Origin of the sequence: Paraburkholderia sp. CNPSo 3281, assembly GCF_024206515.1 — a bacterium.
Taxonomy (GTDB): Bacteria; Pseudomonadota; Gammaproteobacteria; order Burkholderiales; family Burkholderiaceae; genus Paraburkholderia; species Paraburkholderia nodosa.
In genome coordinates this window covers 18,593-39,362 of the sequence record NZ_JAMBPS010000063.1, presented here as the reverse complement: position 1 = coordinate 39,362, position 20,770 = coordinate 18,593, and the positions used below count along the sequence as shown (strand labels likewise).

General features: G+C 61.1%; 18 protein-coding genes and 1 pseudogene. 11 read left to right on the top strand and 8 right to left on the bottom strand.

Translation table 11 applies throughout. The annotated features are described in order from the left end of the window. On the bottom strand, nucleotides 1–382 hold a 382-nt coding region (locus M3I56_RS35030; RefSeq protein WP_254357902.1), incomplete at its 3' end, for a GntR family transcriptional regulator. A gap of 562 nt (nucleotides 383–944) precedes the next feature. Here M3I56_RS35030 and M3I56_RS35025 point away from each other — a divergent pair. From M3I56_RS35025 to M3I56_RS35015, 3 genes are read left to right on the top strand one after another with little or no spacing between them, the layout of a single operon-like run. After that, nucleotides 945–1,772 (top strand): ABC transporter permease, encoded by an 828-nt coding sequence (locus M3I56_RS35025; protein WP_254357901.1) that lies wholly within the window; start codon nucleotides 945–947, stop codon nucleotides 1,770–1,772. Between the two features lie 24 nt (nucleotides 1,773–1,796). Next, nucleotides 1,797–2,816: an ABC transporter substrate-binding protein gene (locus M3I56_RS35020; RefSeq protein WP_254357900.1), complete on the top strand. Its 1,020-nt coding sequence runs from the start codon at nucleotides 1,797–1,799 to the stop codon at nucleotides 2,814–2,816. Nucleotides 2,817–2,852: 36 nt separating this feature from the next. Then, a complete protein-coding gene (locus M3I56_RS35015) occupies nucleotides 2,853–3,590 on the top strand; it encodes an ABC transporter ATP-binding protein (RefSeq protein WP_254357899.1) in 738 nt (245 codons plus the stop codon). 8 nt (nucleotides 3,591–3,598) lie between these two features. Here the strand turns inward: M3I56_RS35015 and M3I56_RS35010 are convergent. Next, nucleotides 3,599–4,278, bottom strand: a pseudogene (locus M3I56_RS35010) (MFS transporter); the annotation flags it as partial. Here M3I56_RS35010 and M3I56_RS41215 point away from each other — a divergent pair. Next, on the top strand, nucleotides 4,258–4,398 hold the full coding sequence (locus tag M3I56_RS41215) for a helix-turn-helix domain-containing protein (RefSeq protein ID WP_375541845.1): 141 nt from the start codon (nucleotides 4,258–4,260) through the stop codon (nucleotides 4,396–4,398). The pseudogene M3I56_RS35010 and the gene M3I56_RS41215 overlap by 21 nt on opposite strands. A gap of 201 nt (nucleotides 4,399–4,599) precedes the next feature. Here M3I56_RS41215 and M3I56_RS35005 read toward each other — a convergent pair whose 3' ends face one another. The 6 genes from M3I56_RS35005 to M3I56_RS34980 all read right to left on the bottom strand — a co-directional run bounded on the left by M3I56_RS35005 (nucleotide 4,600) and on the right by M3I56_RS34980 (nucleotide 12,050). Beyond that, complete coding sequence (locus tag M3I56_RS35005) at nucleotides 4,600–6,156, bottom strand: methyl-accepting chemotaxis protein (protein ID WP_254357898.1); 1,557 nt, start codon at nucleotides 6,154–6,156, stop codon at nucleotides 4,600–4,602. A gap of 139 nt (nucleotides 6,157–6,295) precedes the next feature. Beyond that, the gene (locus M3I56_RS35000; protein WP_254357897.1) at nucleotides 6,296–7,297 is read right to left on the bottom strand and encodes an aldose 1-epimerase; all 1,002 of its coding nucleotides are present in this window, start codon (nucleotides 7,295–7,297) and stop codon (nucleotides 6,296–6,298) included. 45 nt (nucleotides 7,298–7,342) lie between these two features. Further along, a complete protein-coding gene (yjfF, locus tag M3I56_RS34995) occupies nucleotides 7,343–8,422 on the bottom strand; it encodes a galactofuranose ABC transporter, permease protein YjfF (RefSeq protein ID WP_254357896.1) in 1,080 nt (359 codons plus the stop codon). Beyond that, a complete protein-coding gene (locus tag M3I56_RS34990; RefSeq protein ID WP_254357895.1) occupies nucleotides 8,419–9,459 on the bottom strand; it encodes an ABC transporter permease in 1,041 nt (346 codons plus the stop codon). The genes yjfF and M3I56_RS34990 overlap by 4 nt, the downstream gene beginning before the upstream one ends. Then, nucleotides 9,456–10,970: a sugar ABC transporter ATP-binding protein gene (locus M3I56_RS34985; RefSeq protein ID WP_254357906.1), complete on the bottom strand. Its 1,515-nt coding sequence runs from the start codon at nucleotides 10,968–10,970 to the stop codon at nucleotides 9,456–9,458. The genes M3I56_RS34990 and M3I56_RS34985 overlap by 4 nt, the downstream gene beginning before the upstream one ends. Nucleotides 10,971–11,081: 111 nt before the next feature. After that, on the bottom strand, nucleotides 11,082–12,050 hold the full coding sequence (locus tag M3I56_RS34980; protein WP_028207518.1) for an ABC transporter substrate-binding protein: 969 nt from the start codon (nucleotides 12,048–12,050) through the stop codon (nucleotides 11,082–11,084). 902 nt (nucleotides 12,051–12,952) lie between these two features. Here M3I56_RS34980 and M3I56_RS34975 point away from each other — a divergent pair. The 7 genes from M3I56_RS34975 (at nucleotide 12,953) to xylB (ending at nucleotide 20,674) form a co-directional block, all read left to right on the top strand. Then, nucleotides 12,953–14,224: a sugar ABC transporter substrate-binding protein gene (locus M3I56_RS34975; RefSeq protein WP_254357894.1), complete on the top strand. Its 1,272-nt coding sequence runs from the start codon at nucleotides 12,953–12,955 to the stop codon at nucleotides 14,222–14,224. A 94-nt stretch (nucleotides 14,225–14,318) separates the two neighbouring features. Beyond that, on the top strand, nucleotides 14,319–15,197 hold the full coding sequence (locus tag M3I56_RS34970) for a carbohydrate ABC transporter permease (RefSeq protein WP_254357893.1): 879 nt from the start codon (nucleotides 14,319–14,321) through the stop codon (nucleotides 15,195–15,197). Then, nucleotides 15,185–15,997, top strand: a complete 813-nt coding sequence (locus M3I56_RS34965) for a carbohydrate ABC transporter permease (protein ID WP_028207513.1) — start codon at nucleotides 15,185–15,187, stop codon at nucleotides 15,995–15,997. The genes M3I56_RS34970 and M3I56_RS34965 overlap by 13 nt, the downstream gene beginning before the upstream one ends. Nucleotides 15,998–16,007: 10 nt before the next feature. Then, nucleotides 16,008–17,042, top strand: a complete 1,035-nt coding sequence (locus M3I56_RS34960) for an NAD(P)-dependent alcohol dehydrogenase (RefSeq protein WP_254357892.1) — start codon at nucleotides 16,008–16,010, stop codon at nucleotides 17,040–17,042. A gap of 3 nt (nucleotides 17,043–17,045) precedes the next feature. Continuing rightward, nucleotides 17,046–18,218 (top strand): ABC transporter ATP-binding protein, encoded by a 1,173-nt coding sequence (locus M3I56_RS34955; RefSeq protein ID WP_254357891.1) that lies wholly within the window; start codon nucleotides 17,046–17,048, stop codon nucleotides 18,216–18,218. 54 nt (nucleotides 18,219–18,272) lie between these two features. After that, the gene (locus M3I56_RS34950) at nucleotides 18,273–19,166 is read left to right on the top strand and encodes an AraC family transcriptional regulator (RefSeq protein WP_254357890.1); all 894 of its coding nucleotides are present in this window, start codon (nucleotides 18,273–18,275) and stop codon (nucleotides 19,164–19,166) included. Nucleotides 19,167–19,213: 47 nt separating this feature from the next. Then, nucleotides 19,214–20,674: a xylulokinase gene (gene xylB, locus M3I56_RS34945; RefSeq protein WP_254357889.1), complete on the top strand. Its 1,461-nt coding sequence runs from the start codon at nucleotides 19,214–19,216 to the stop codon at nucleotides 20,672–20,674. Nucleotides 20,675–20,770: the final 96 nt, after the last annotated feature.

Below are 20,770 nucleotides of genomic sequence, written 5' to 3'. Positions count from 1 at the left end.
GGGCGGGCAACCGGGCGCCATGGGGCTTGACGACGTCGGGCTGCTGAACCCGTTGCTGCACGCGCTGCTGGACCCGCTGCTGGACCGTTACGCCGTGCAGGCCCTCCAGCATCTCGGGGTTGACGAAGTGCCCGCTGCGTTCGCGCGAGACCAGATAGCCTTCCTCCACGAGCATCTGGTAGGCGAGCACGACGGTATTGCGCGCTACGCCGAGTTGCTCGGCCAGTTCGCGGCTCGAAGGCAAGGCGGAGTCCGGCGGCAGTTGCCCGTCGAGGATGGAGGCCACCAGCATCTCGCGGATCTGGTGCTGCAGACTCGTCTTCGACTCCGGTGACCGTCGGAATTGCTGTGCCCAAAGGGCGGACGGGGTACGGGTCGGCATGCTGGCTCCTGTGTTCGATGACGGCGGTGAGAGAACGTTTGAGCGGCCGGATAGCGGCTGAATCGGCCAGTCAATCAACACGATATTCAACACTGGCCGTCCGAGTCGATTAGGTAAATTTCGGAGCGACGGTTCGCGACGAAACGGTCAGCACGCCGCTTTCGGCAAGCCACTCGACGCACGCGCGCACGCCAGGCCCTTGCTGCGGCGCAGCGCGACCGGCTGGCGGGCCTTGGGGCTGCGAGCGCGCGGGGGCAAATAATCGGAAGAAATCGGCTGGACGGGGCCTGCTGCGCTTAGGGAAAGCGGGAGACAGCGGTCATCCGCGACTGGCCCCATCGGAACTTTCCGCCTGGTACTACCCGCCGCTTTATTGATTGAGAATGCTTGACTAAACGGGCGAGTTCGCGAGTGCGAAATAAATGAAGACGAAATCTGCCCTGTAGCCGCTGACTATACTTGAATTGAGACGGAACCCGAACCGGACGCGGAGCTTCGCGCTGGTGTGCGCATTGTTTTTCAACTTGAGGAGAAGGCGGTGAGAGCCCTACCCAGACTAAAGATGATGAAGCATCACGCGGACTCGTCGACCGAGCCAGTCATCAAGATCCGCCGCGGCCACGGGAAACTGAATTCGTACTGGCTGACCACGGCCGTGCTCGTGATATGCGTCGCGCTCTGGCAGGCGGTATCGATGGCGGGCATCTTCCCCGCGTTCGCGCTGCCCTCGCCGGTGGCGGTGTGGCAGGCCTTCGTCGAAATCGTCCACAACGGCTACGGCGGCCAATCGCTCGTCAGCGATGTCCTGATTAGTTGCTTTCGCATCGTTATTGGTTTTGTGGGCGCGATTGCGATCGGCGTACCGATCGGGCTGCTGATGTCACGCAACAAGATCGTGTTCGACATCATCGATCCGCTGCTGCAGTTCGTCCGGCCGGTTCCGCCGCTTGCCTATATTCCGCTGCTGGTGGTGTGGTTCGGCATCGGCGAATTGCCCAAAGCCATTCTGATTCTGGTCGGCACCATTCCTGTGATCATCATCGGCACGATGTCGGGCGTGAAAAGCACACCGCCGCTGCGCATCGAGGTTGCCCGCACGCTCGGCGCGACCAACGCGCAAATCTTCCGCAAGGTCGTGCTGCCCTCGGCAATGCCGGAGATCTTCACCGCAATGCGCGTGGGTATCGGCGTGGCGTGGACCTGTCTGGTTGCCGCGGAACTGATCGCGGCGAGCAGCGGCCTTGGCTGGCTCGTCCAGTTCGCCGGACAGGCCTTGCAGGTTGCCATCGTGATCGTCGGCATCGTGATCATCGGCTTGATCGGATATGGAATGGAGCTGGCGATTCGCAAGATCGAAAATATCGTCGTACCGTGGCGCGGACATAACTAATCGGGTAATCGGAGGAGACGAAAAATGAAAAAGATGCAATGGGTCTATGGCATGAGCGCGGCTGTGCTGGCGAGCAGTTGTCTGGTTCCCGGCGCGGTGCATTCGCAGAGCAAGCCCGAGGTGATCATCGGCTACGAGGACAATGGCGCCGATCCGTACATGGTGTCGATGGCCGAGCATATGTTCGAAAAGCAGATGAACGCCGATGTCCAGTACAAGCTCTTTAGTTCGGGTCCGGCGGCGATGAGTGCATTGGCATCGAACAGTCTCACGTTCATGTGCGGGCTGGGCGTTCCGCCGCTCGTCACCGCAATTGCACAGGGCTTGCCGATGACCATCGTGTACAACCAGGAGCGCTACACGAATGCGGCCGGCATCGTGGTCAAGCCGGATAGCGGCATCCACGACGTCGCCGGGCTGCAAGGCAAGAAGATCGCGATCGTCGCCGGCTCGCAGGCCTCGTTCGAACTGGCGACCTTCCTTGCGGCTGCGCACGTGCCGTATGCGTCCGTCACGCAGATCAATATGGCGCCGCCGCAGATGCGCACCTCGTGGGTGACCGGTGCGATCGATGCGGCGATCGTCTGGGATCCGGTATTCAGCGCGCTGCGTACGGCCGGCGGCAAGGCGATCAAGACGGACGGCGATCTGCCGCGCGAAGCCTCGAGCTACAACGTCTGTATCGCCAACTCAGAGTGGGCGAAGGCGCATCCTGACCTGGTCCGCGGTTTCGTCGCCGCGCTCGACCAGGGCTATCAGGTGACGATGAAGGATCGCGACAAGGCGCTCGCCGAGATGGCGAAGGCCACGGGCGTGACAGTGCCGGTGGCGACGGGCGAACTCGCCGGTTATGAGCTGTTTTCCGGCGCCGACCAGACCACGCCGAAAGTCATGGGCCTCGACGCAGGCGTCAAAACCTCCGCCTCGTACCTGACTCTGGTGAACACGGCCAAGGTGCTCAACTCGATAGGCCGCATTCCGAGTGTGCCGGCGAGTTTCGACAACAACGTCGCGCCGCAGTACTCGAAGCATCTGGCGCATTGATCCATTGACTGTCTGACTGTCGAGCAGGAGACGAACTTGAACATCGTCATCGATTCTCTGTACAAGACATTCGGCGCCACATCGGCACTGGAAAACATCAACCTGCAGTTCCGGGGCGGCGAATTCATCACCGTGCTCGGCGCCTCGGGCTGTGGAAAGACGACCTTGCTGCATTTGCTCGCCGGCTTGACGTCGCCCACCAAGGGCAACATCTATGTCGATGGCGAGATCAAGGACCAGCCTGGGGCCGACCGTGTCGTCGTGTTCCAGCAGGCCGGCTTGTTTCCGTGGCTCAGTGTGGAACAAAACATCGAGTTCGGGCCGTCACTGCATTCGGTGCCCAAGGCGCAACGGCGCAAGGAGTCGGCGGACATTCTGCGCATCATCGGTCTGGAGTCTTTCGCCCACCATAAGCCCTATGAGCTATCGGGCGGCATGCAGCAGCGCGTGGCAATTGCGCGGGCGCTCGTGATGAAGCCGAAGGTGCTGCTGATGGACGAGCCCTTCGGTGCGCTGGACGCGCAGACGCGCAGTTCCATGCAGACGTTCTTAACCGCGCTGTGGGAGCAGCTCCACTGCACGGTGGTCTTCATCACCCATGACATCGACGAAGCGATCTTTCTCGGTACGCGCCTTGTCGTGCTTTCAGCGCGGCCGGGGCGGGTGGCACTCGACGTACCCATCGAACTGGAAAGGCCGCGCACGCCACAGGTCGCATTCGAATCACACTTCCTGGATCTGAAGAAACGTGCGATGGGGATTCTTGCGCACTGATCGCGCGCTCAGCGGCGAACGGCCGTTGACGCCATCGCCGAAGGCGAAGCGGCGACGCGCGTCTGCGTGTCGATGCGGCGGAAGACCAGGGCGGAGATCAGCGTGATCGCGCCCACGCCCGCGAAGCTCATGCGAAAGCCGGGCGCCACCGATCCCCACTGTGCCTCGCCAAGGCTCACGAGCGCGCCGCCAATGGTGACGCCGAGTCCCATCGCGAGCATTTGCACCATGGAAAAGAGGCTGTTGCCGCTGCCGGCGTCTTCGTGGGAGAGGTCCTTGAGCGTGACGCTGTTCATCGCGGCGAACTGCATCGAGTTGGCCGCGCCGAAGATGGCCAGCACGGCAATCTCCACGGCGATGGGCGTGCCGCGCGAGATCAGTGCGAACGCAACGATCGATGCGCCCACGATCAGCGTGTTGACCAGCTCGAGCCGATGCGGCAGACGAGATTACCGATCAGGCCGACGCTGAAATTCGGCTCGCCGAACAAGCGGAGCTTGAAGAGCGGATCGCGGCGGCCGCGCGCATACGCCACGTAAGCGAATGCGGCCGCGATGCCGAGTGCGAAGAGACCGGCAGACCACGCGGCGCGATGCGTCTGGACCGGTGTGTCGAAGGCCAGTGAAAACGCAATCATGCACGGCGATACGAGTGCGCAGCCGGCGAGATCGAACCGAGGCGCCGCAGTGCTCGACTCAAGAGCGCGGTACGCAAGGCGTCGGGGAATCTTTCTGCGGCGGCGCGCAATCTCGGTATCACGCGCGCGCAGCTTGTTCATCGGCTTAAAAGCCGGGGATTGCGCGTTTGATGTGGCGGGGCTGCGTGTGTTGGGGGTGCGTCGCAGTGCACACCATCTTTTATTTTACATAATCTTAATTATCGCAGTTTTATATGTGGGGGCTACGTCTTAATGTCGTGTTCTGGCTATTTCCAGATGTCGTGTTTTTGATCGCTGGCGAGCGGCAACACCACGGGGCTCGTGAACGATACCGTCTGAGTGACCGGAGAGTCACGACGTACCCGATGCAATCTTGAATTCCGAAACGACATCGTCGAGCAGCGCTGCCTGCTCCTTGAGCGATTGCGCTGCGGCTGCAGCCTGCTCGACAAGTGCTGCATTTTGCTGAGTTGTTGTGTCCATTTGCACGACCGCGCCACTCACCTGCTCGATGTCGTGGCTCTGTTCCTGCGTGGCCCGGTGCAACTCAGCCATCAAGCCGCTTACCGCTGTGACTGACGACACAACCTCGGTCATGATCGTGCCCGCCCTTTGCGCGAGCAGCGAACCTTCGTCGATCTTTCCGACGGTAGCGTCAATCAACTGCTTGATCTCCTTTGCCGCCTGGGCACTTCGCTGAGCGAGACTTCGGACTTCACTCGCGACGACTGCAAAACCTCGCCCGAGTTCTCCAGCCCGTGCCGCCTCGACGGCGGCATTCAGCGCCAGAATGTTGGTCTGGAAGGCGATGCTTTCAATCAGGCCCACGATTTCGGCGACCTTGCTGGAATGCACCGATATGCCTTGCATCGTCCGGACGACTTCGTGAACCACCTCGCCGCCGGCAGATGCTGTTTGTGAAGCCACCAATGCCTGTCGGCTCACGGTATTGGCTGTCTCCGCGTTTTTCTTGACGGCCCGCGTCAACTGCGCCATGTTCGCGGCAGCAAGTTCAAGCGAAGCTGCCTGTTGCTCGGTTCGCCGGGAAAGATCTGCGCTGCCAGAGGCAATCTCCTGTGCGCCGACGTTGATGGTTTCCGTTCCGCCACGAACGCTACGGACAGTTCGCACCAGCGCGTCCTGCATCGTCCTGACGTCCGCCATGAGCATTCCCATCTCGTTCCGATATTCGGCGAGCGCATCACCCTGAAGATTGCCTGAGGCAATGCGGGCGAGATGTGCCTTGATTTCAGCGACAGGGCGCACAACGATTCCGACGAGGATCAGCCTCGCGACTATTCCCACGGCAAGTGCGACGATCGCCGTTCCGGCAAGCACGGCGACCATCAAATGAAAGCGGGACTGCGCCTGCGCGAAACGCTCCCGTTGCAAGTCGACGACCGCATTCTCCCGTTCCTTCATCGCGCTCTGATAAGACGCCACGGCATCCTGTGTCGCCTTCCCCTGGAGTTCCTTGAAGCGGCCGAAATCCATTTGTCCGAGCGCGTCAGCCGCCGGCAGGATTGCCTTGTCGAGGACCGACCGCCGCCGTCCTGTCAGTTGCCGCGCCGCCTCGGAGTCCGTGCCCGATTGCAGCGAAAGATACCTCGAGAATTCTAGTTCGGAATCCTTTAAATCCTGTCGCGCACCCGAAAGCAACGCCGGTTCCGGGTCGCCCAGACCATACAACGAAAGGTAGCTGTCGAGCGAAACGCGTGCACGCTGAAGCAAGGCGTCACTGGTCTTCAGCGCGACGAGCGAACTGGTATCAACTTCATACATGGCTCGCAGCGCGTCATTGTTCAGCTTCAGCGCCAGAATGCCCGCAGAACTCGTCAAGGCCAGGATGACGACAAACACCGAAATGACGCAGGTCAGCCCGCTTTTGATACTGAACCCCTTGAGCATATTTCCCCCCGATTCATGATGTGTCAAATAGACCTCTCACGCGGGCCGTGATGACTTTTTATTAATATGAAAAGATTCCAGCGCTTCCCCGCCGCGCCCTGCCCGACGCAGCGCCGGACAGCGCTACTGGAATAAGCCGCTACTCCGTCGAGTAGCGCGCGGTCCTCGTCAGAGACGCCAGGCGTTCGACTGTGAAGCTGACCCGACGGCTGAGCGTTTGTCCGGCAGCAAGAACTGTCAGGCCGGGCACATCATCACCGTTGCGAATGTAATGGTGTTCCGATTGATCATTCATCACCTGGAACGAAAACGAATCTTCTTCCGGATAGGCACGAAGGCGATAGCAGTCCGTGTTTCCCACGATCGCGAGAGAAATCTGTCGCGCCGGCCATTCGACCAGCGCCCTCCCTCCCCAGCCAGTGAACGCGTGGTCAACCACCTTCGCCGGCAAAGGGTATGTCACCCCGAATTGCCATGCGAACGGAGCCGGAACGAGCCTGGGAGACTTTCCGTTTTCCCGTGCAATCCAGATCCCGCCTGCCGGTGCGCTAATGCGGGTGTCTGAATCCCGCACCAGGACCGGACTGATTTCGATTCCGCACAGTAGCGGCGTGTGTCCCGTATTCTCGAATTCGACGGCTATTTCCAGTGTTGGCCCGTCAAGCTCGTATGTCTGGACCGCCTTATAGCGTTGTGCGAGCTCGGTTATCAAGCGGAGACATTTTTCTCCGGCGGAGTCGATTTTCCAGTCACCCATCAGCGCGACATCGGGGGCAACACCGGCCACCGGAAGCAGCCGACTTGTGCCGATTGGCTGTGATCCTAAGGACGTCGCTGAAGCCCCGATGTCCTGCGCCGCATTCTGAACCCAGATCGACGGTTGACACGATAGTCGACGGGAAGCCGGTATATGCCCGCGCCGCTGCGCCTGTCGAAAGACGGGCGTCCATGTCCCCCGGTCGTTCCATTCCAGTTGCGCAATCCCGCCGTGGCTCCCTGCCTCCACGTCGAGCCTCAGACAGGCGTTCGAAAGCGTTGTTTGCCGATACGCCTTCCCGGCTGCGCCCTGCTCTGGCTCGCCAGGTCGCGCCGCCTTCCCGAACACTGGCTTTCGTAAATCCGTATCCCGTAAGTCGAGCACGTTCTCCCCTCCCGTTCAGACAGACTGGATATCAACCTGAGACGATCAAGTCGTCGTGATGAGATCAACGCTGCGACGCTTATCCCGCCCCCGCTGCCCACCGTGCGATGGCCCGGCCGATGTCGGCGCGAAACCCCCGCCGCCCTTGCGGCGTCGACCCGCGTGCCGCTCGATGATCCGCTGCAGCAGACAAAACACGCAGAGCAATGCGCCGATGACGATGCGCGTCCACCACGAACTCAACGTACCGTCGAAGGTGATCAGCGTCTGGATGGTGCCGAGGATGCCGACGCCGAATAGCGATCCAATGACGTAGCCGACCCCGCCGGTCAACAACGTTCCGCCGATCACCGTCGCGGCGATGGCATCGAGTTCCATCCCCTGTGCCTGCAGTCCGTACCCGGAGAGCACATACAGCGTAAAGATCACCCCGCCCAGCGCCGAGCAGAAGCCGCTCAACGCATACACAGCGATCTTCGTTCTGGCGACTGGCAAGCCCATAAGCAGCGCAGAGCGCTCATTGCCGCCAATCGCATAAACGTTGCGCCCGAAGCGCGTAAAGTGCGCGATGAAAATCGCGACCACGAGCGTCGCAATGCCCACCAGCGATCCGGCATTCAGGGAGCCGCCGCCGACCGGAATATTCAGAGACGCGACAGCATGGAACGTCGGCTCGTCGATCGTGATCGATTCCGTCGTGATCAGGAAGCAGGCGCCGCGGGCCAGGAACATGCCTGCGAGCGTGATGATGAACGGTTGCAGGCGGAAGAAGTGAATCAGCGCCCCCATCGCCGCACCGTAAAGCGCGCCGAAAACCAGCACGATCGGCACGACGACCCAGATGGGCCAATGCAGCCACTGCGCGCCCACAGCACACAGTATCGTAGTCAGGGCAACCACAGCGCCGACGGACAGGTCGATGCCCCCCGACAGGATCACGAACGTCATGCCAATCGCCACGACAAGCAGAAACGCATTGTCTACGAACAGGCCCGTCAATACCTGCATCGAAAAGAAGCCGGTGTACATGACGGAACCAAAACCGAACAGCGCAGCGAACAGCACGATCGTTGCGACGATGGGCAGGGTTCTCGGATCAGCCAGACGGCCAGTCAGCTTTCTCATGATGGACTCGTTCCGGTGGATGCGCGTTCGCGCGCCGGGGAAAGAAGATGTTTCACCTGCTTGACAAACAGCGCACGCGCAACTTCTGATTGAATGACACTCACCACGACCACGACAACGGCCTTGACAACGAGCGTTGCTTCCGGCGGCACACCGATCGAATAGGTCGTGTAGGTCAACGTCTGGATGATCAATGCGCCGAGCACCGTGCCACCAAGGCTGAAGCGGCCGCCAAGCAACGACGTCCCGCCGAGCGTCACGGCCAGAATCGCGTCGAGTTCGAGTAGCAGTCCCGCATTGTTGCCGTCAGCACTCCGTACGTTCGAGCTGGCGATGATCCCAGCGAGCGCCGCCATCAACCCGCAGATGACGTACACGCCGAAGACGATCGCGCCGGAACGCAGCCCGACCAGCCGCGTTGCGACAGGATTGACGCCAATGGAGCGAACGAAGAGTCCCAGCGCGGTGCGGTTCACCAGAAGCGCGAGCGCGAGCGTCACCACGACGGCGATCCAGACCGAGCAGGGAACCATCGCCAGATACCCATCACCCAGCCTGAGGTAGCCCGGTGCACTAATGGGAATAATCTGGCCACCTGTCAGCAACTGTGCGACGCCCCGCCCTGCCACCATCAGAATGAGTGTGGCGATGATCGGTTGCATTCCGACGAGCGCGACAAGCAGACCGTTCCACATCCCGGCCAACAGTCCGACGGCAATCGCCGCCCCAAGCGCCATGCCAACGCGCGACGGATCCGCCTCGAGGATGATCGCGGCGGCCGCGCCGGCGATGGCCACCGTTGCTCCGACCGAGATGTCGATGCCGCGCGTCGCGATGACGAGCGTCATTCCGAGGGAGACCATCACGAGCGGTGCAGCACGATTGAGGATATCAATCGGCGCGCCGAAAAGATGACCGTCGAGGACAGTCACCGAGAGAAAGCTTGCGCGATGCGCAACGTCCAGAAGAATCAGCAAGATGAGTGTGATGGCGGGCCAGACCAGTTGATGCCGCACCAGCGCGCGAACCGACTTCATGACTCGCCTCCTGCGATGAGTTGATACACCTGATCCTCCGAGAGGCGATCGCCCGCGATCTCGGCGACCTTGCGACGGTCACGCAGGACAGCAATCCTGTGACTGACGCGAACCACCTCACTCATTTCAGAAGAGATAAAGAGAATTGCGAGGCCCTTCGCGCAAAGCGAACGCACACGGTCCATGATCTCGAACTTCGCGGCAACGTCGATACCGCGCGTGGGCTCATCCATGATCAGCAGTTTCGGCTCGGTCGCGAGCCAGCGGGCGAGCAGCACCTTTTGCTGGTTTCCCCCGGAGAGCAGGCCGATGGGCTGCTCTGCGTCGCGCGCCTTGATTCCGAGTTGCGCGATGTATTGATCGGCCATTTTCCTTTGACGGGAGTAACTCAGCATGCGCCACCACCCGCGTCGCGCCTGTAACGCCAGAACGATGTTCTCCCGGATCGACAACGCCGCTACGATTCCTTCTTTTTTTCGATCCTCCGGGCAATAGGCGATGCCATGTCGCACCGCGTCTCGCGGCGAAGCGAGCTTCGCGCGTTGTCCGTCGATCAGCATCGTCCCGGTGTCCGGGCGCTCGGCGCCGAACACCAGCCGCGCTGTTTCGGTGCGGCCGGAACCGAGCAGTCCAGCAAGGCCAACGATCTGGCCAGGACACACGTCGAGATCGACGGGACTCATCAACCCACGCCGACCCACACCCTGCATGGAAAGAAAAGGGGCGGCCGCTGCATCCGGGTGCGGACCGTCCGACGTGCCTGCCTTCATCGTCTCGTTCATGCCTTCCCGGCCAGTCATCTTTGCGACCAGCACGTCGACGGGCAAGTCCTTCGCCAGGTACTCGCCTTCTCGTGCGCCATTACGCATGACGGTGATGCGATCCGACACGGCATAGGTCTGCTCGAGAAAGTGCGTCACGAACAGAATCGCCATTCCCGATTCCTTCAAGCGGCGCAGCACTGCGAAAAGCCGCGCGACTTCGCCGTCATCGAGACTTGAAGTCGGTTCGTCGAGAATGAGCACGCTCGCGTCGACGGAGACGGCGCGAGCGATTGCCACCATTTGCTGGACCGCAATTGGATAGGAATCCAGCGAGTGCGTGACATCAATGTAAAGATCCAGAGTGGCCAGCGCGTCCCGCGCCTGCAGGTTGATCGCCTTCCAGTCGATTGCTCCGCGCTTCTTCGGATGCCGGCCGGCGAAGATGTTCTCCGCCACGGAAAGATTCGGGCAGAGGTTCACTTCCTGATAGAGCGTCTGGATCCCGGCGGCTTCGGCGTCCAGCGGCGCAGTGAAGCGAACCGGCTTCCCAGCGAGGCAGATTTCGCCGCGATCGTGTGCGAATACGCCGGTGAGCACGTTGATGAGCGTTGATTTGCCCGCGCCGTTCTGGCCCATCAACGTGTGAATCTCACCGGGAAACAGCCGAAAATCGACCTGCTGCAACGCCTTGACGCCCGGAAACGTCTTGTCGATGCCGGTCATTTCGAGAATGGGTAAAGGGTTCATGGTGCTCGCGAGATCCGCGGACGGCCTCGCCAATGGTGTCGGGGACGAGCCGGCGCGCTCAGGAGCGATGCTCCCGAGCGCGCCCGTCAGCGGCTGGATACGACGTGCAGATCAGTACTTTCGGCTTGGCATGACTTGCGCTGCGACATTCATCGGAAAGATGCCTTCGTCGGTCACGATGCGCCGCGGGACCTGCTTGCCGGCCACGATGTCCTTCACCGCCGCCATCAGCTGGGGGCCGAGCAGCGGGCTGCATTCGACGTCCACGTTGATCTTCCCGTCCACCATGGCCTGAAAGCCACCCTTCGTCGCATCGAAGGAAACCACCGTGACATCCTTGCCCGGTTTAATGCCTGCTTCTTCCATGGCCTGAATTGCGCCAAGCGCCATATCGTCGTTATGGGCATAGACCACATTGATCTTTTTGCCATACGTCTTCGCAAACGCTTCCATCACCTGCTTGCCGCCCGCAAGCGTGAAGTCACCGCTCTGCGACGCGATGACCTTGAACTTCGGATCGCTCTTGATCACTTCCATCAGACCCGCATGACGGTCGTTGGCAGGCGCGGAGCCGACCGTCCCTTGCAATTCTGCGATGTTGATGGGTCCCGGCTCGTTCTTGTAACGCTCCTCGAGCCAGTGACCTGCGCGGCGCCCTTCCTCCATGAAGTCAGAACCGATCATCGTCGTATAGAGCGAGGGATCCTTCACGTCGATCGCGCGATCGGTGAGGACGACAGGGATCTTTGCACGCTTCGCCTCTTCGAGCACCGGCTCCCAGCCCGACTCGACGACCGGCGAAAACGCGATAACGTCAACCTTCTGCGCGATGAACGAGCGGATCGCCCTGATCTGGTTTTCCTGCTTCTGCTGGGCGTCCGAGAACTTCAGGTTGATGCCAGCATCCTTTGCTGCCGCTTTCACCGACACGGTGTTTGCCGTGCGCCATGCACTTTCGGCGCCCACCTGGGAGAACCCAAGCGTAATCGGCTTGCCCTGTGCGAATGCGCTTGTCCCCGCAGCAAGCGCGAACGCTGCTCCCACCATCGTACGTAGTGCGATTTTTCTGACCAGCTTCATTCTTCTGTCTCCGATGTACGAGTTTCTAATTGCTATTTTTCGCCATAGCCTGGGCCTGCAATGCTCGCCGCACGCCAGTGACGGCAGCCGTTGCGCTCAGGCTTCCACGGTGCTTCTTCCGTTTGTCAGATCTGACGCTGTTCGAATCACCGATCGAATGGATGCTTTAGCCAAAACGCAGGTATTCCGCTCCCCTTGTGTCGTTAGATTTGAATTCCCGGGCAATGCCGGGTAAGGCAAGAACGTCATCGACTCGCCCCCTGCCTCGCGACGGCGCTCGATCAATGGGTTCGGCACAGTCTATGGAGAAGCCCGATAACCTTCTAATGAAATATTCGCCTTCCGCGATATACGTTTTGGCATTGGTATAAATACCTATCTACACCATGCTGGAGTTGTCGTCTTTTGGTTGATGAGGTTCGCGAACGTCGCCGATGCGGCTGAGGCCGCTCGGCTCGCGCGAACGTTGCGCGAGTGTCTCGAGGGGTGAGGCTGACGCCGGCCTCGCTTCATTCAACTCGACACGCCCGATTCGCAGCTGCCCCGATATCGACGGATTCGATCCCCGCGAATCTTCAAATATACACAGGCGTACTCAGGATCAGTGCCGCGAGGATTCGGCGCATGACAAAGCCGAAGGTTGTGCTTGCAGCCATCCCCGAACCGCCAATCGAGCTGGAATCGCGATCTGCCAGAACGCATACAGCCACGCTCGCCCAACCCAGGTTCGACACAAAATTTTGCGCTGCACACAAAAACTGAGCAAAAAGTACAGAACCGCTGCCCCGTTTTGGCGTGGCTGGCTCGCCAGGCCGGTGCTAACTTACGCTCGCTATCTACCGGCACGCAACCACCACCGGCCGATAACAACCACTCGAACTAAAACCTTCCAGGAGACGGCAGTGAAAAGGTTCCACTATTCCGCACTGTGTGCGTTGCTGGGCGCGACCCTGCCTGTCGTGTCGGTCGCGCAGTCGTGCAATGTTCCTGTCATCAAGGTGCTCGCGCAGAAAAGTCTCGGCCTTACCGTGATGGAAAAGTCCTTGCCCGACTACGAAAAAAAGACCGGAACGAAGATCGAGATCAGCTACTTCGGAGAGAACGACCGCCGCGCAAAATCGCGGCTCGACGCGTCGACCGGCGCCGGTTCGTACCAGGTCTACTACGTGGATGAGGCGAATGTCTCCGAGTTCGCGACGGCGGGCTGGATCGTGCCCTTGCTGAAGTACTACCCCAAGGAGGCCGACTACAACGACTTCCTGCCCGGACGCCGCGCTGTCGCGAGCTATAAGGGCGTCGCGTATTTCGCGCCGCTGATTGGTGGTTCCGACTTCCTGTTTTATCGCCGGGATATCCTCGAGAAAGCACATATGCCGGTGCCGCGCACGCTCGACGAGCTGGTTGCCGACATCAAGAAACTCAACGCGCCGCCGAACCTGTATGGCTGGGTTGCCCGAGGCCAGCGCGGCTCCGGCATGAATGTCTGGCGCTGGGCGCCGTTCATGCTCGCCGAAGGTGGAACATGGACCGACAAGCAGCAGCAACCCGCATTCAACTCACCGTCTGCCGTCAAGGCCACGCAGCTTTACACGGACCTCTTCAAGTATGCGCCGCCGGGCTCCGCCACCTATGACTGGAGCAACGCGCTCGAGGCATTCCGCTCCGGGAAGGTGGCGTTCATGATCGAGTCGACGCCGTTCGCCGACTGGATGGAAGACCCCACCAAGTCGAGTGTCGCCGACAAGGTCGGCTACGTGAGGCCGCCCGCACCGCTGCCCTCCGCTGCTTACGGGCATGGACTAGCCATTTCAGCGGTCGGCGCGAAGGACGAATGCACCCGCCAGGCAGCCGGCAAGTTCATTGCGTGGGCAACAAGCAAGGAACAGGAGCAGGCACGCCTGCACGACAACGTGTTCAGCGACTACAACCGCACGAGCACGATCGAAAGCGACTATTTCCAGAAGCACGTCAAACCGCAGATTCTCGCGGGCTTGAAGGATACGACGCCGGTGTCGAAAGTCACGTTCTGGCCGAGCCCCCAATGGCCGGATATCGGCGACAACCTCGGCGTGGCGCTCGAGGAAATCTTTACGGGCACCCAGAAGGACATTCAGGGCGCGCTCAACGATTCGACCCAGTACGCGCAAGATGCCATGGAGCATGCGCGCAAATGAGCGGCAGCGCGGGGACAAGCGCGAGGCGCGCGGGTCCCCTCTGTGCACGGGAGCGGCGGCATGCGCTCCCGAGTGTTCGAAGCTGGAGAGCTGAATGTTCAATCGCGGAAAGACTAGCCTTCCGTTCGTGTTTCTGGTGCCGCCTCTCGTTGCGATGGTGGTGCTGGGATTCGTGCCTACCATCGCGGCCATCAACCTCGCGCTCCGCAATCGCGTGTTGCGTTACCCGGACAGCGAGTTCGTATGGATGCGCAATTTCGTGCGCCTTGCTGCCGACCGGCGCTTCATCAACTCCATTGAAGTCTCGGCCATCTGGGAGGTCGTGACGGTGCTCGGCGCGGTCGCGCTCGGAATCGTCATTGCCATTTATCTGTTCGAGCATGTGCGCGGCAGGATGCGCAATGCCATCAGTGTGCTGTTGATCATCCCTGTGCTATTGCCACGTGTTTCCGCGGCGTTTATCTGGAAGTTCATGTACTCGCCGCTCAATGGCATTCTCAGCTGGTTGATCGGCCTCTTCGGCATCACGAACACGGCCTTTCTCTCGGACCCGGCGCTTGCGCTCTATGCGGTCGCGCTGGTCGATATCTGGCAATGGGGCCTGTTCTTCTCAGTGGTGGTGCTAAAGCTGCTCGAGACGCTGCCGCCCGAGCCGCTCGAAGCCGCACGGCTCGACTATGCGAGCACCTGGCAGGTTTATGCATACATCGCGCTGCCAATGCTCAAAGCGCCGATCATGAGTCTTGTGTTCATCAAGATGGTGGAATCGCTGCGCTCGTTCGACCTGATTTACGTGATGACCAAAGGCGGCCCTGGCGTATCCACCGAAACGCTGGACATGTACGCGTACTCCCAGGGAATCGGCCTTGCAGGAAAGGTGTCGTACGCGTCGAGCATGGCGGTCCTGATGATGGTCGCCACGACCTTGATTTTCACGCTTATCTGGAAGCGGGTGAACAAATGGGAAGACTGATCTCCCGCAGTACGATCCTGCTGCTCGGTGTTGCGCTCGCCGTCGTGGCGGTGTTCCCGATCCTTTGGGCGGTGCTCAATTCACTGAAGAACCTGCTCGATATCGTCACGCCCACGCCGCGTTTCATCTTCACGCCGACGCTGGACAATTACCGGCAGGTGATTTCGAGCCCGGAGGTGCTGATCGCACTGGAGAACAGCTCGGTCATCGTGGGCACCGCGGTCATCCTGGGCACGGTGCTTGGCGTGCCGGCAGCCTACGTGATCGCGCGTTTTCACGTTCCGGCAAAACGCGACATCCAGTTCTTTTTGCTGTCGCTGCGCTTCCTGCCGCCGGTTGCGGTAGCGATTCCGCTCATCGCGATCTGGGTGGACCTGGGCCTGTACGACACGCGGTTCTCGATGATCGTCACCTATCTGCTAACGACCTTGTCCACCATCACATGGCTGTCGATACCCGTGTTCCAGCGCATGCCGCGCGAGATCGAGGAGGCCGCCACGCTCGACGGTTATGGACCTTACGCGGTGTTCTGGCGCATCGCCTTGCCGACCTGTGGCAACACGCTGCTGGGCGGCATCATTTTCAGTTTCGTGCTGGTCTGGAACGAACTGATGATGGGCCTTGCGCTGACGTCCTCGCGCAGCGCCACCCTGCCGGTCGTGGCATCCGCGTTTACGTCGCTCGGTCAGGAAGTGCCGTGGGGCGTGATCAACGCGTCCACGGTATTGCTCGCACTGCCGCCAATCATCTTCGTGGGCGTGCTGATTCGCCTCCTGAACTCAATGGTCAAAGGTAAATAAGGAGAATGTTGTGAAGGCACTTGTACTGGAAGAAGCTCGACGCCTGAGCCTGCGGGACATCGATTTGCCGCTGGTGATCGGGCCACGTGATGTCAAGGTTCGCATCCATACCGTCGGCGTGTGCGGAAGTGACGTGCACTACTTCACGCACGGCCGCATTGGGCCGTTCAAGGTCGAGCAGCCGATGGTGCTCGGTCATGAGGCGTCGGGCACGATCGTCGAGGTGGGGGCCGAAGTCGGCCACCTGAAAGTTGGCGACCGGGTTTGCATGGAACCCGGCGTGCCGCAGTTCGATTCACGTGCCACCATGCGCGGATTCTACAATCTGGACCCTGCCGTGCGGTTCTGGGCCACTCCCCCGGTGCATGGCTGCCTGACCCCCTACGTGGTTCACCCGGCCGCGTTCACCTACCGGCTTCCGGACAACGTCTCGTTCGCGCAAGGCGCCATCGTCGAGCCCTTGTCGATCGGCCTGCAAGCAGCCACGAAGGCCGCCATGAAGCCCGGCGACGTGGCCGTCGTGATTGGCGCAGGCACCATCGGTGCCATGACGGCGCTCGCGGCGCTCGCGGGCGGTGCGTCGCGCGTGATCCTCGCCGACGTCGTGAAAGAGAAATTGCGCCATTTCGCTGGCAATCCGGCAGTGACTACCGTGAATGCCGCAGAGGATTCGCTGGAAGACGTGGTGCGCCAGGTGACCGAAGACTGGGGCGCCGATGTCGTGTTCGAAGCGTCGGGCAACGCGAAGGTCTTCGACACTCTGCTGGACCTCGTGTGTCCGGGCGGCTGCGCGGTGCTGGTGGGCATGCCGCCAGGCCCGGTCGCGCTCGACGTGGTAGCGATGCAGGCCAAGGAAATCCGGCTCGAATCGGTGTTCCGCTACGCGAACATTTTCCCGCGGGCGCTGGCCCTCATCAGTTCGGGAATGATCGACGTGAATCCGTTCATCACCCGCAAATTCGCGTTTTCAGACGGCATCAAGGCGTTCGAGGAAGCCGCTGCTGGCCGGCCCGAGGACGTGAAGATCCAGATCGAGATGGATTGAATCATGGCGACTATTGTCTGCGAAGGGCTCATGAAGCAGTACGACGGCGACCAACCGGTATTGCACCCGCTCGACCTGCATATCGACGAAGGCGAGTTCGTCGTGCTGCTGGGGCCGTCGGGATGCGGCAAGTCGACGATGCTGCGCATGATCGCCGGGCTGGAGGAGATATCGGGAGGCAGTCTCTCGATCGGCGGCACGGTAGTGAACGACGTGCCCGCACGCGAGCGCAATGTCGCGATGGTGTTTCAGAACTACGCGCTCTATCCGCACATGAGTGTGTACGAGAACATCGCGTTCGGCCTGCGGCGCCTCAAAACGCCGAAGGCCGAGATCGACCGCCGCGTGCGCGAAGTGGCCGCCCTGCTCAATCTCGATGCGCTGCTCGAGCGCAAGCCGCGCGCCATGTCGGGCGGCCAGCAGCAGCGCGCCGCCATCGCCCGGGCGATGATCAAGACGCCCGCGGTCTTCCTGTTCGACGAACCGTTGTCGAACCTCGATGCCAAGTTACGCGCCCAACTGCGCACCGACATCAAACGCTTGCATCAGCGCCTGAAAACGACCACGGTCTACGTGACGCACGACCAGCTCGAGGCGATGACGCTAGCCGACCGCGTCATTCTGATGCGCGGCGGACACATCGAGCAGGAAGGCACGCCGACCGAACTATACCGGTATCCACGCACGATTTTTGGCGCGGGCTTCATCGGCACCCCTGCGATGAACTTCCTCGATGCCTCGGTGCAACGCACTGGCGAAAGACTCGTCGTGTCGTCTGCCGCCGGTCAATGGCAACTACGAGAGAACCGCTTTCAGCGCTTGCAGGACGGTCAGGCGATCAGGCTGGCGGTCCGCCCAAATTTCGTATGGATTCCCGACAATGGGAAAACGGACGATGCCCTCGTGCTCAGCGGTGCGGTGGAGCTGGTTGAAGTGTTGGGCGCAGAAGCGCTCATTACCGTTGACTGCTCAGGCGAACGTATCACCGCGCTGGTTCCGGCGAGTACCGTGCCTCACACTGGGGATCACGTCAGGCTCGCGTTGCGCGAACACGATCTGCATGTTTTCGACGTCGCGACCGGGGATAATGTGTCGCTTGGGCCGGCAGACGAGGCAGCGGTTGCGCCCTTACCCGAGCCGCGCCTGCACGTGGCGCCCGGCGTGGGAGTACATTAGCGTGCAAGCACGCGCCCTGGGCGCGAAGTCAGGGTTCCCGTGGAGACGAGAGCAATGAATCCGGATCTCGAATTGGTCCATACCCGTCAGGACGAGTCCTTTCGGGCTTGGGTGCACGACTATCCGCATACGGTTGCGAAATGGCACTTCCACCCGGAGTACGAAGTGCACGTCATTCGTGCCTCATCGGGCAAGTTCTTCGTGGGGGACTCCATCGGGGACTTCCATCCTGGCAACATCGTGCTGACGGGCCCGAATCTGCCTCATAACTGGGTGACGGACAGCGACGGCGGCGCGAGCGTGCCGTCTCGCGACCTTGTCCTGCAGTTCTCACGTGATGCAGTCGAGAAGATGGTCGCGGCGTTCGCCGAACTCAGCCCTGCGATGGCGTTGATCGATCAGGCCTCGCGAGGCATCCAGTTTCCGGACGCACTCGGCCTCGCCATTGCCCCTGTGATGCAGGAGGTCTCAGGCGCGCACGGTGCACGCCGCGTCATGCTGCTGATGTCGATCCTCGACCAGCTGATCGCCTGCACCAGCAGGAAACTGCTCGCCGGACCTGCATACAATGTCAGTGCGCAACGCTATATGTCGTCGACCATCAACCAGGTGCTGTCCTATATCCAGCAGAATCTCGCCGGCAATCTGCGTGAAATCGACGTTGCAGAAATGTCGAGTATGAGCGTCAGCACTTTTACGCGCTTCTTCAAACGGCAAACAGGCTGCACGTTTGTGCAGTATCAGAACCGGCTGCGTCTTAACGAAGCCTGCGAACTGCTCATGTGCTCGGATCTCGGCGTGACCGATATCTGTTACCGCGTCGGGTTCAATAACGTATCGAACTTCAACCGGCAGTTTCTCGCGCAAAAAGGGATTCCGCCTTCGAAGTTTCGCGCGTTGCACCGGCTCAACGACGCTCCCTCACACGCCCACAAGGCAGCGGCCTGAGAACTTGCCAGGCGGCGCGCCCGCCTGCTCACTGTCGGGAATCCACTTTGAGTTATCTGGGAATCGACCTCGGCACGTCCGAGGTAAAGGTTGTGCTTACCGATGCCGAATCGAACGTCATCGCCAGCAGCCGGGCCCGGCTGCGCGTCGAGAACCCTCACCCCCTGTGGTCGGAGCAGAGTCCCCAGGATTGGTGGAACGCTACGCTCGACGCCATCGCGGCTCTGCGCAGCGAGCAACCTCGCGCGTTCAGGGCGCTGCGCGGGATTGGCCTTTCCGGCCAGATGCATGGTGCGACGCTACTCGATCGCAGCGGCAACGTCCTGCGTCCGTCGATTCTGTGGAATGACACACGCGCGTACGCGGAGTGCGTCGAACTCGAGGCGCTCGTGCCCGATTCGCGCAATATCACCGGGAATCAGGCCATGCCGGGCTTCACGGCGCCCAAGCTGCTCTGGATTTCGAAGTACGAGCCAGCCGTTTTTCGTGCGGTGCAAAAAGTGCTGCTTCCGAAAGATTACATCGCATGGCGTCTGACTGGCGAGTTTACGTCCGATATGTCCGACGCCTCGGGGACGCTATGGCTTGACGTCGCAAAACGCGACTGGTCCGACCGCATGCTCAACGCGACCGGCTTGTCGAGGGAGCACATGCCCCGACTGGTTGAGGGCAGCGAGCCCGCGGCGCAGTTGCGGGGAGAACTTCAGCGCGAGTGGGGCCTCGATGGCAGCGTGACGGTTTGTGGCGGCGCCGGTGACAACGCCGCGAGCGCAGTTGGCATCGGCGTTGCCCGGCCGGGCGATGCGTTTCTTTCGCTGGGGACGTCGGGCGTGCTCTTCGCCGCGACCGCGAGCTATGCACCGAACCCGGCGCAGGCGGTCCATGCGTTCTGCCATTGCGTGCCGCGGCATTGGCATCAGATGAGCGTCATCCTCAGCGCAGCGGCGAGCCTGCACTGGCTGTCCGGCTTGCTCAAGAGCAGCGTAGCCGAACTGATCGAGATGGCCCCCTCGGGACAAAGCGCCGCCGCGCCGATTTTCCTTCCCTATTTGAACGGGGAGCGCACGCCACACAACGACGCCGCAGCAAAGGGGATCTTCTACGGGATGACTTCGGCGCATGGCGCCCAGCATCTCGCATACAGCGTGATGGAAGGCGTCGCGTTTGCGATGGCAGATGGATATGCAGCGCTGCGGGGAGCGGGAACGGCGCTCACCGCAGCCGCATTGATTGGCGGCGGTTCGCGCAGCGCATTCTGGGGAAAACTCTGCGCTTGCACGCTGGGCTTCGAACTCAATCGAAACGAAGGAAGCGAACTCGGAGCGGCACTTGGAGCAGGTCGCCTCGCTCGTCTCGCGTGCACACGGGAAGAACTCGCTGCAGTGGTCAAAGCGCCCGCCGTCCTTGAACGATACGAGCCTGAGACAGCGCTTCGGAGCGTGCTGGGAGACCGGTTCGAACGGTATAGGCGGCTCTATCAGGCGTTGAAATCCGAGTTTCGTGCCTGAACTGCTCCTCCGTTCGCGGGTTCATCGTCATGTTGCTTGTTGGCATCGGCGCTGCGCATGCGCCCAGGCGTGACACTGGCAACGATCACGGCCACG

Excerpts from the sequence above, each read along its gene's own strand:
- M3I56_RS35025 (WP_254357901.1), top strand. The coding sequence starts at position 945 with ATGATGAAGCATCACGCGGACTCGTCGACCGAGCCAGTCATCAAGATC.
- M3I56_RS34970 (WP_254357893.1), top strand. The coding sequence starts at position 14,319 with ATGTTCAATCGCGGAAAGACTAGCCTTCCGTTCGTGTTTCTGGTGCCG.
- M3I56_RS35020 (WP_254357900.1), top strand. The coding sequence starts at position 1,797 with ATGAAAAAGATGCAATGGGTCTATGGCATGAGCGCGGCTGTGCTGGCG.
- M3I56_RS34980 (WP_028207518.1), bottom strand. The coding sequence starts at position 12,050 with ATGAAGCTGGTCAGAAAAATCGCACTACGTACGATGGTGGGAGCAGCG.
- M3I56_RS34965 (WP_028207513.1), top strand. The coding sequence starts at position 15,185 with ATGGGAAGACTGATCTCCCGCAGTACGATCCTGCTGCTCGGTGTTGCG.
- yjfF (WP_254357896.1), bottom strand. The coding sequence starts at position 8,422 with ATGAGAAAGCTGACTGGCCGTCTGGCTGATCCGAGAACCCTGCCCATC.
- M3I56_RS34955 (WP_254357891.1), top strand. The coding sequence starts at position 17,046 with ATGGCGACTATTGTCTGCGAAGGGCTCATGAAGCAGTACGACGGCGAC.
- M3I56_RS34950 (WP_254357890.1), top strand. The coding sequence starts at position 18,273 with ATGAATCCGGATCTCGAATTGGTCCATACCCGTCAGGACGAGTCCTTT.
- M3I56_RS34985 (WP_254357906.1), bottom strand. The coding sequence starts at position 10,970 with ATGAACCCTTTACCCATTCTCGAAATGACCGGCATCGACAAGACGTTT.
- M3I56_RS34990 (WP_254357895.1), bottom strand. The coding sequence starts at position 9,459 with ATGAAGTCGGTTCGCGCGCTGGTGCGGCATCAACTGGTCTGGCCCGCC.
- M3I56_RS35005 (WP_254357898.1), bottom strand. The coding sequence starts at position 6,156 with ATGCTCAAGGGGTTCAGTATCAAAAGCGGGCTGACCTGCGTCATTTCG.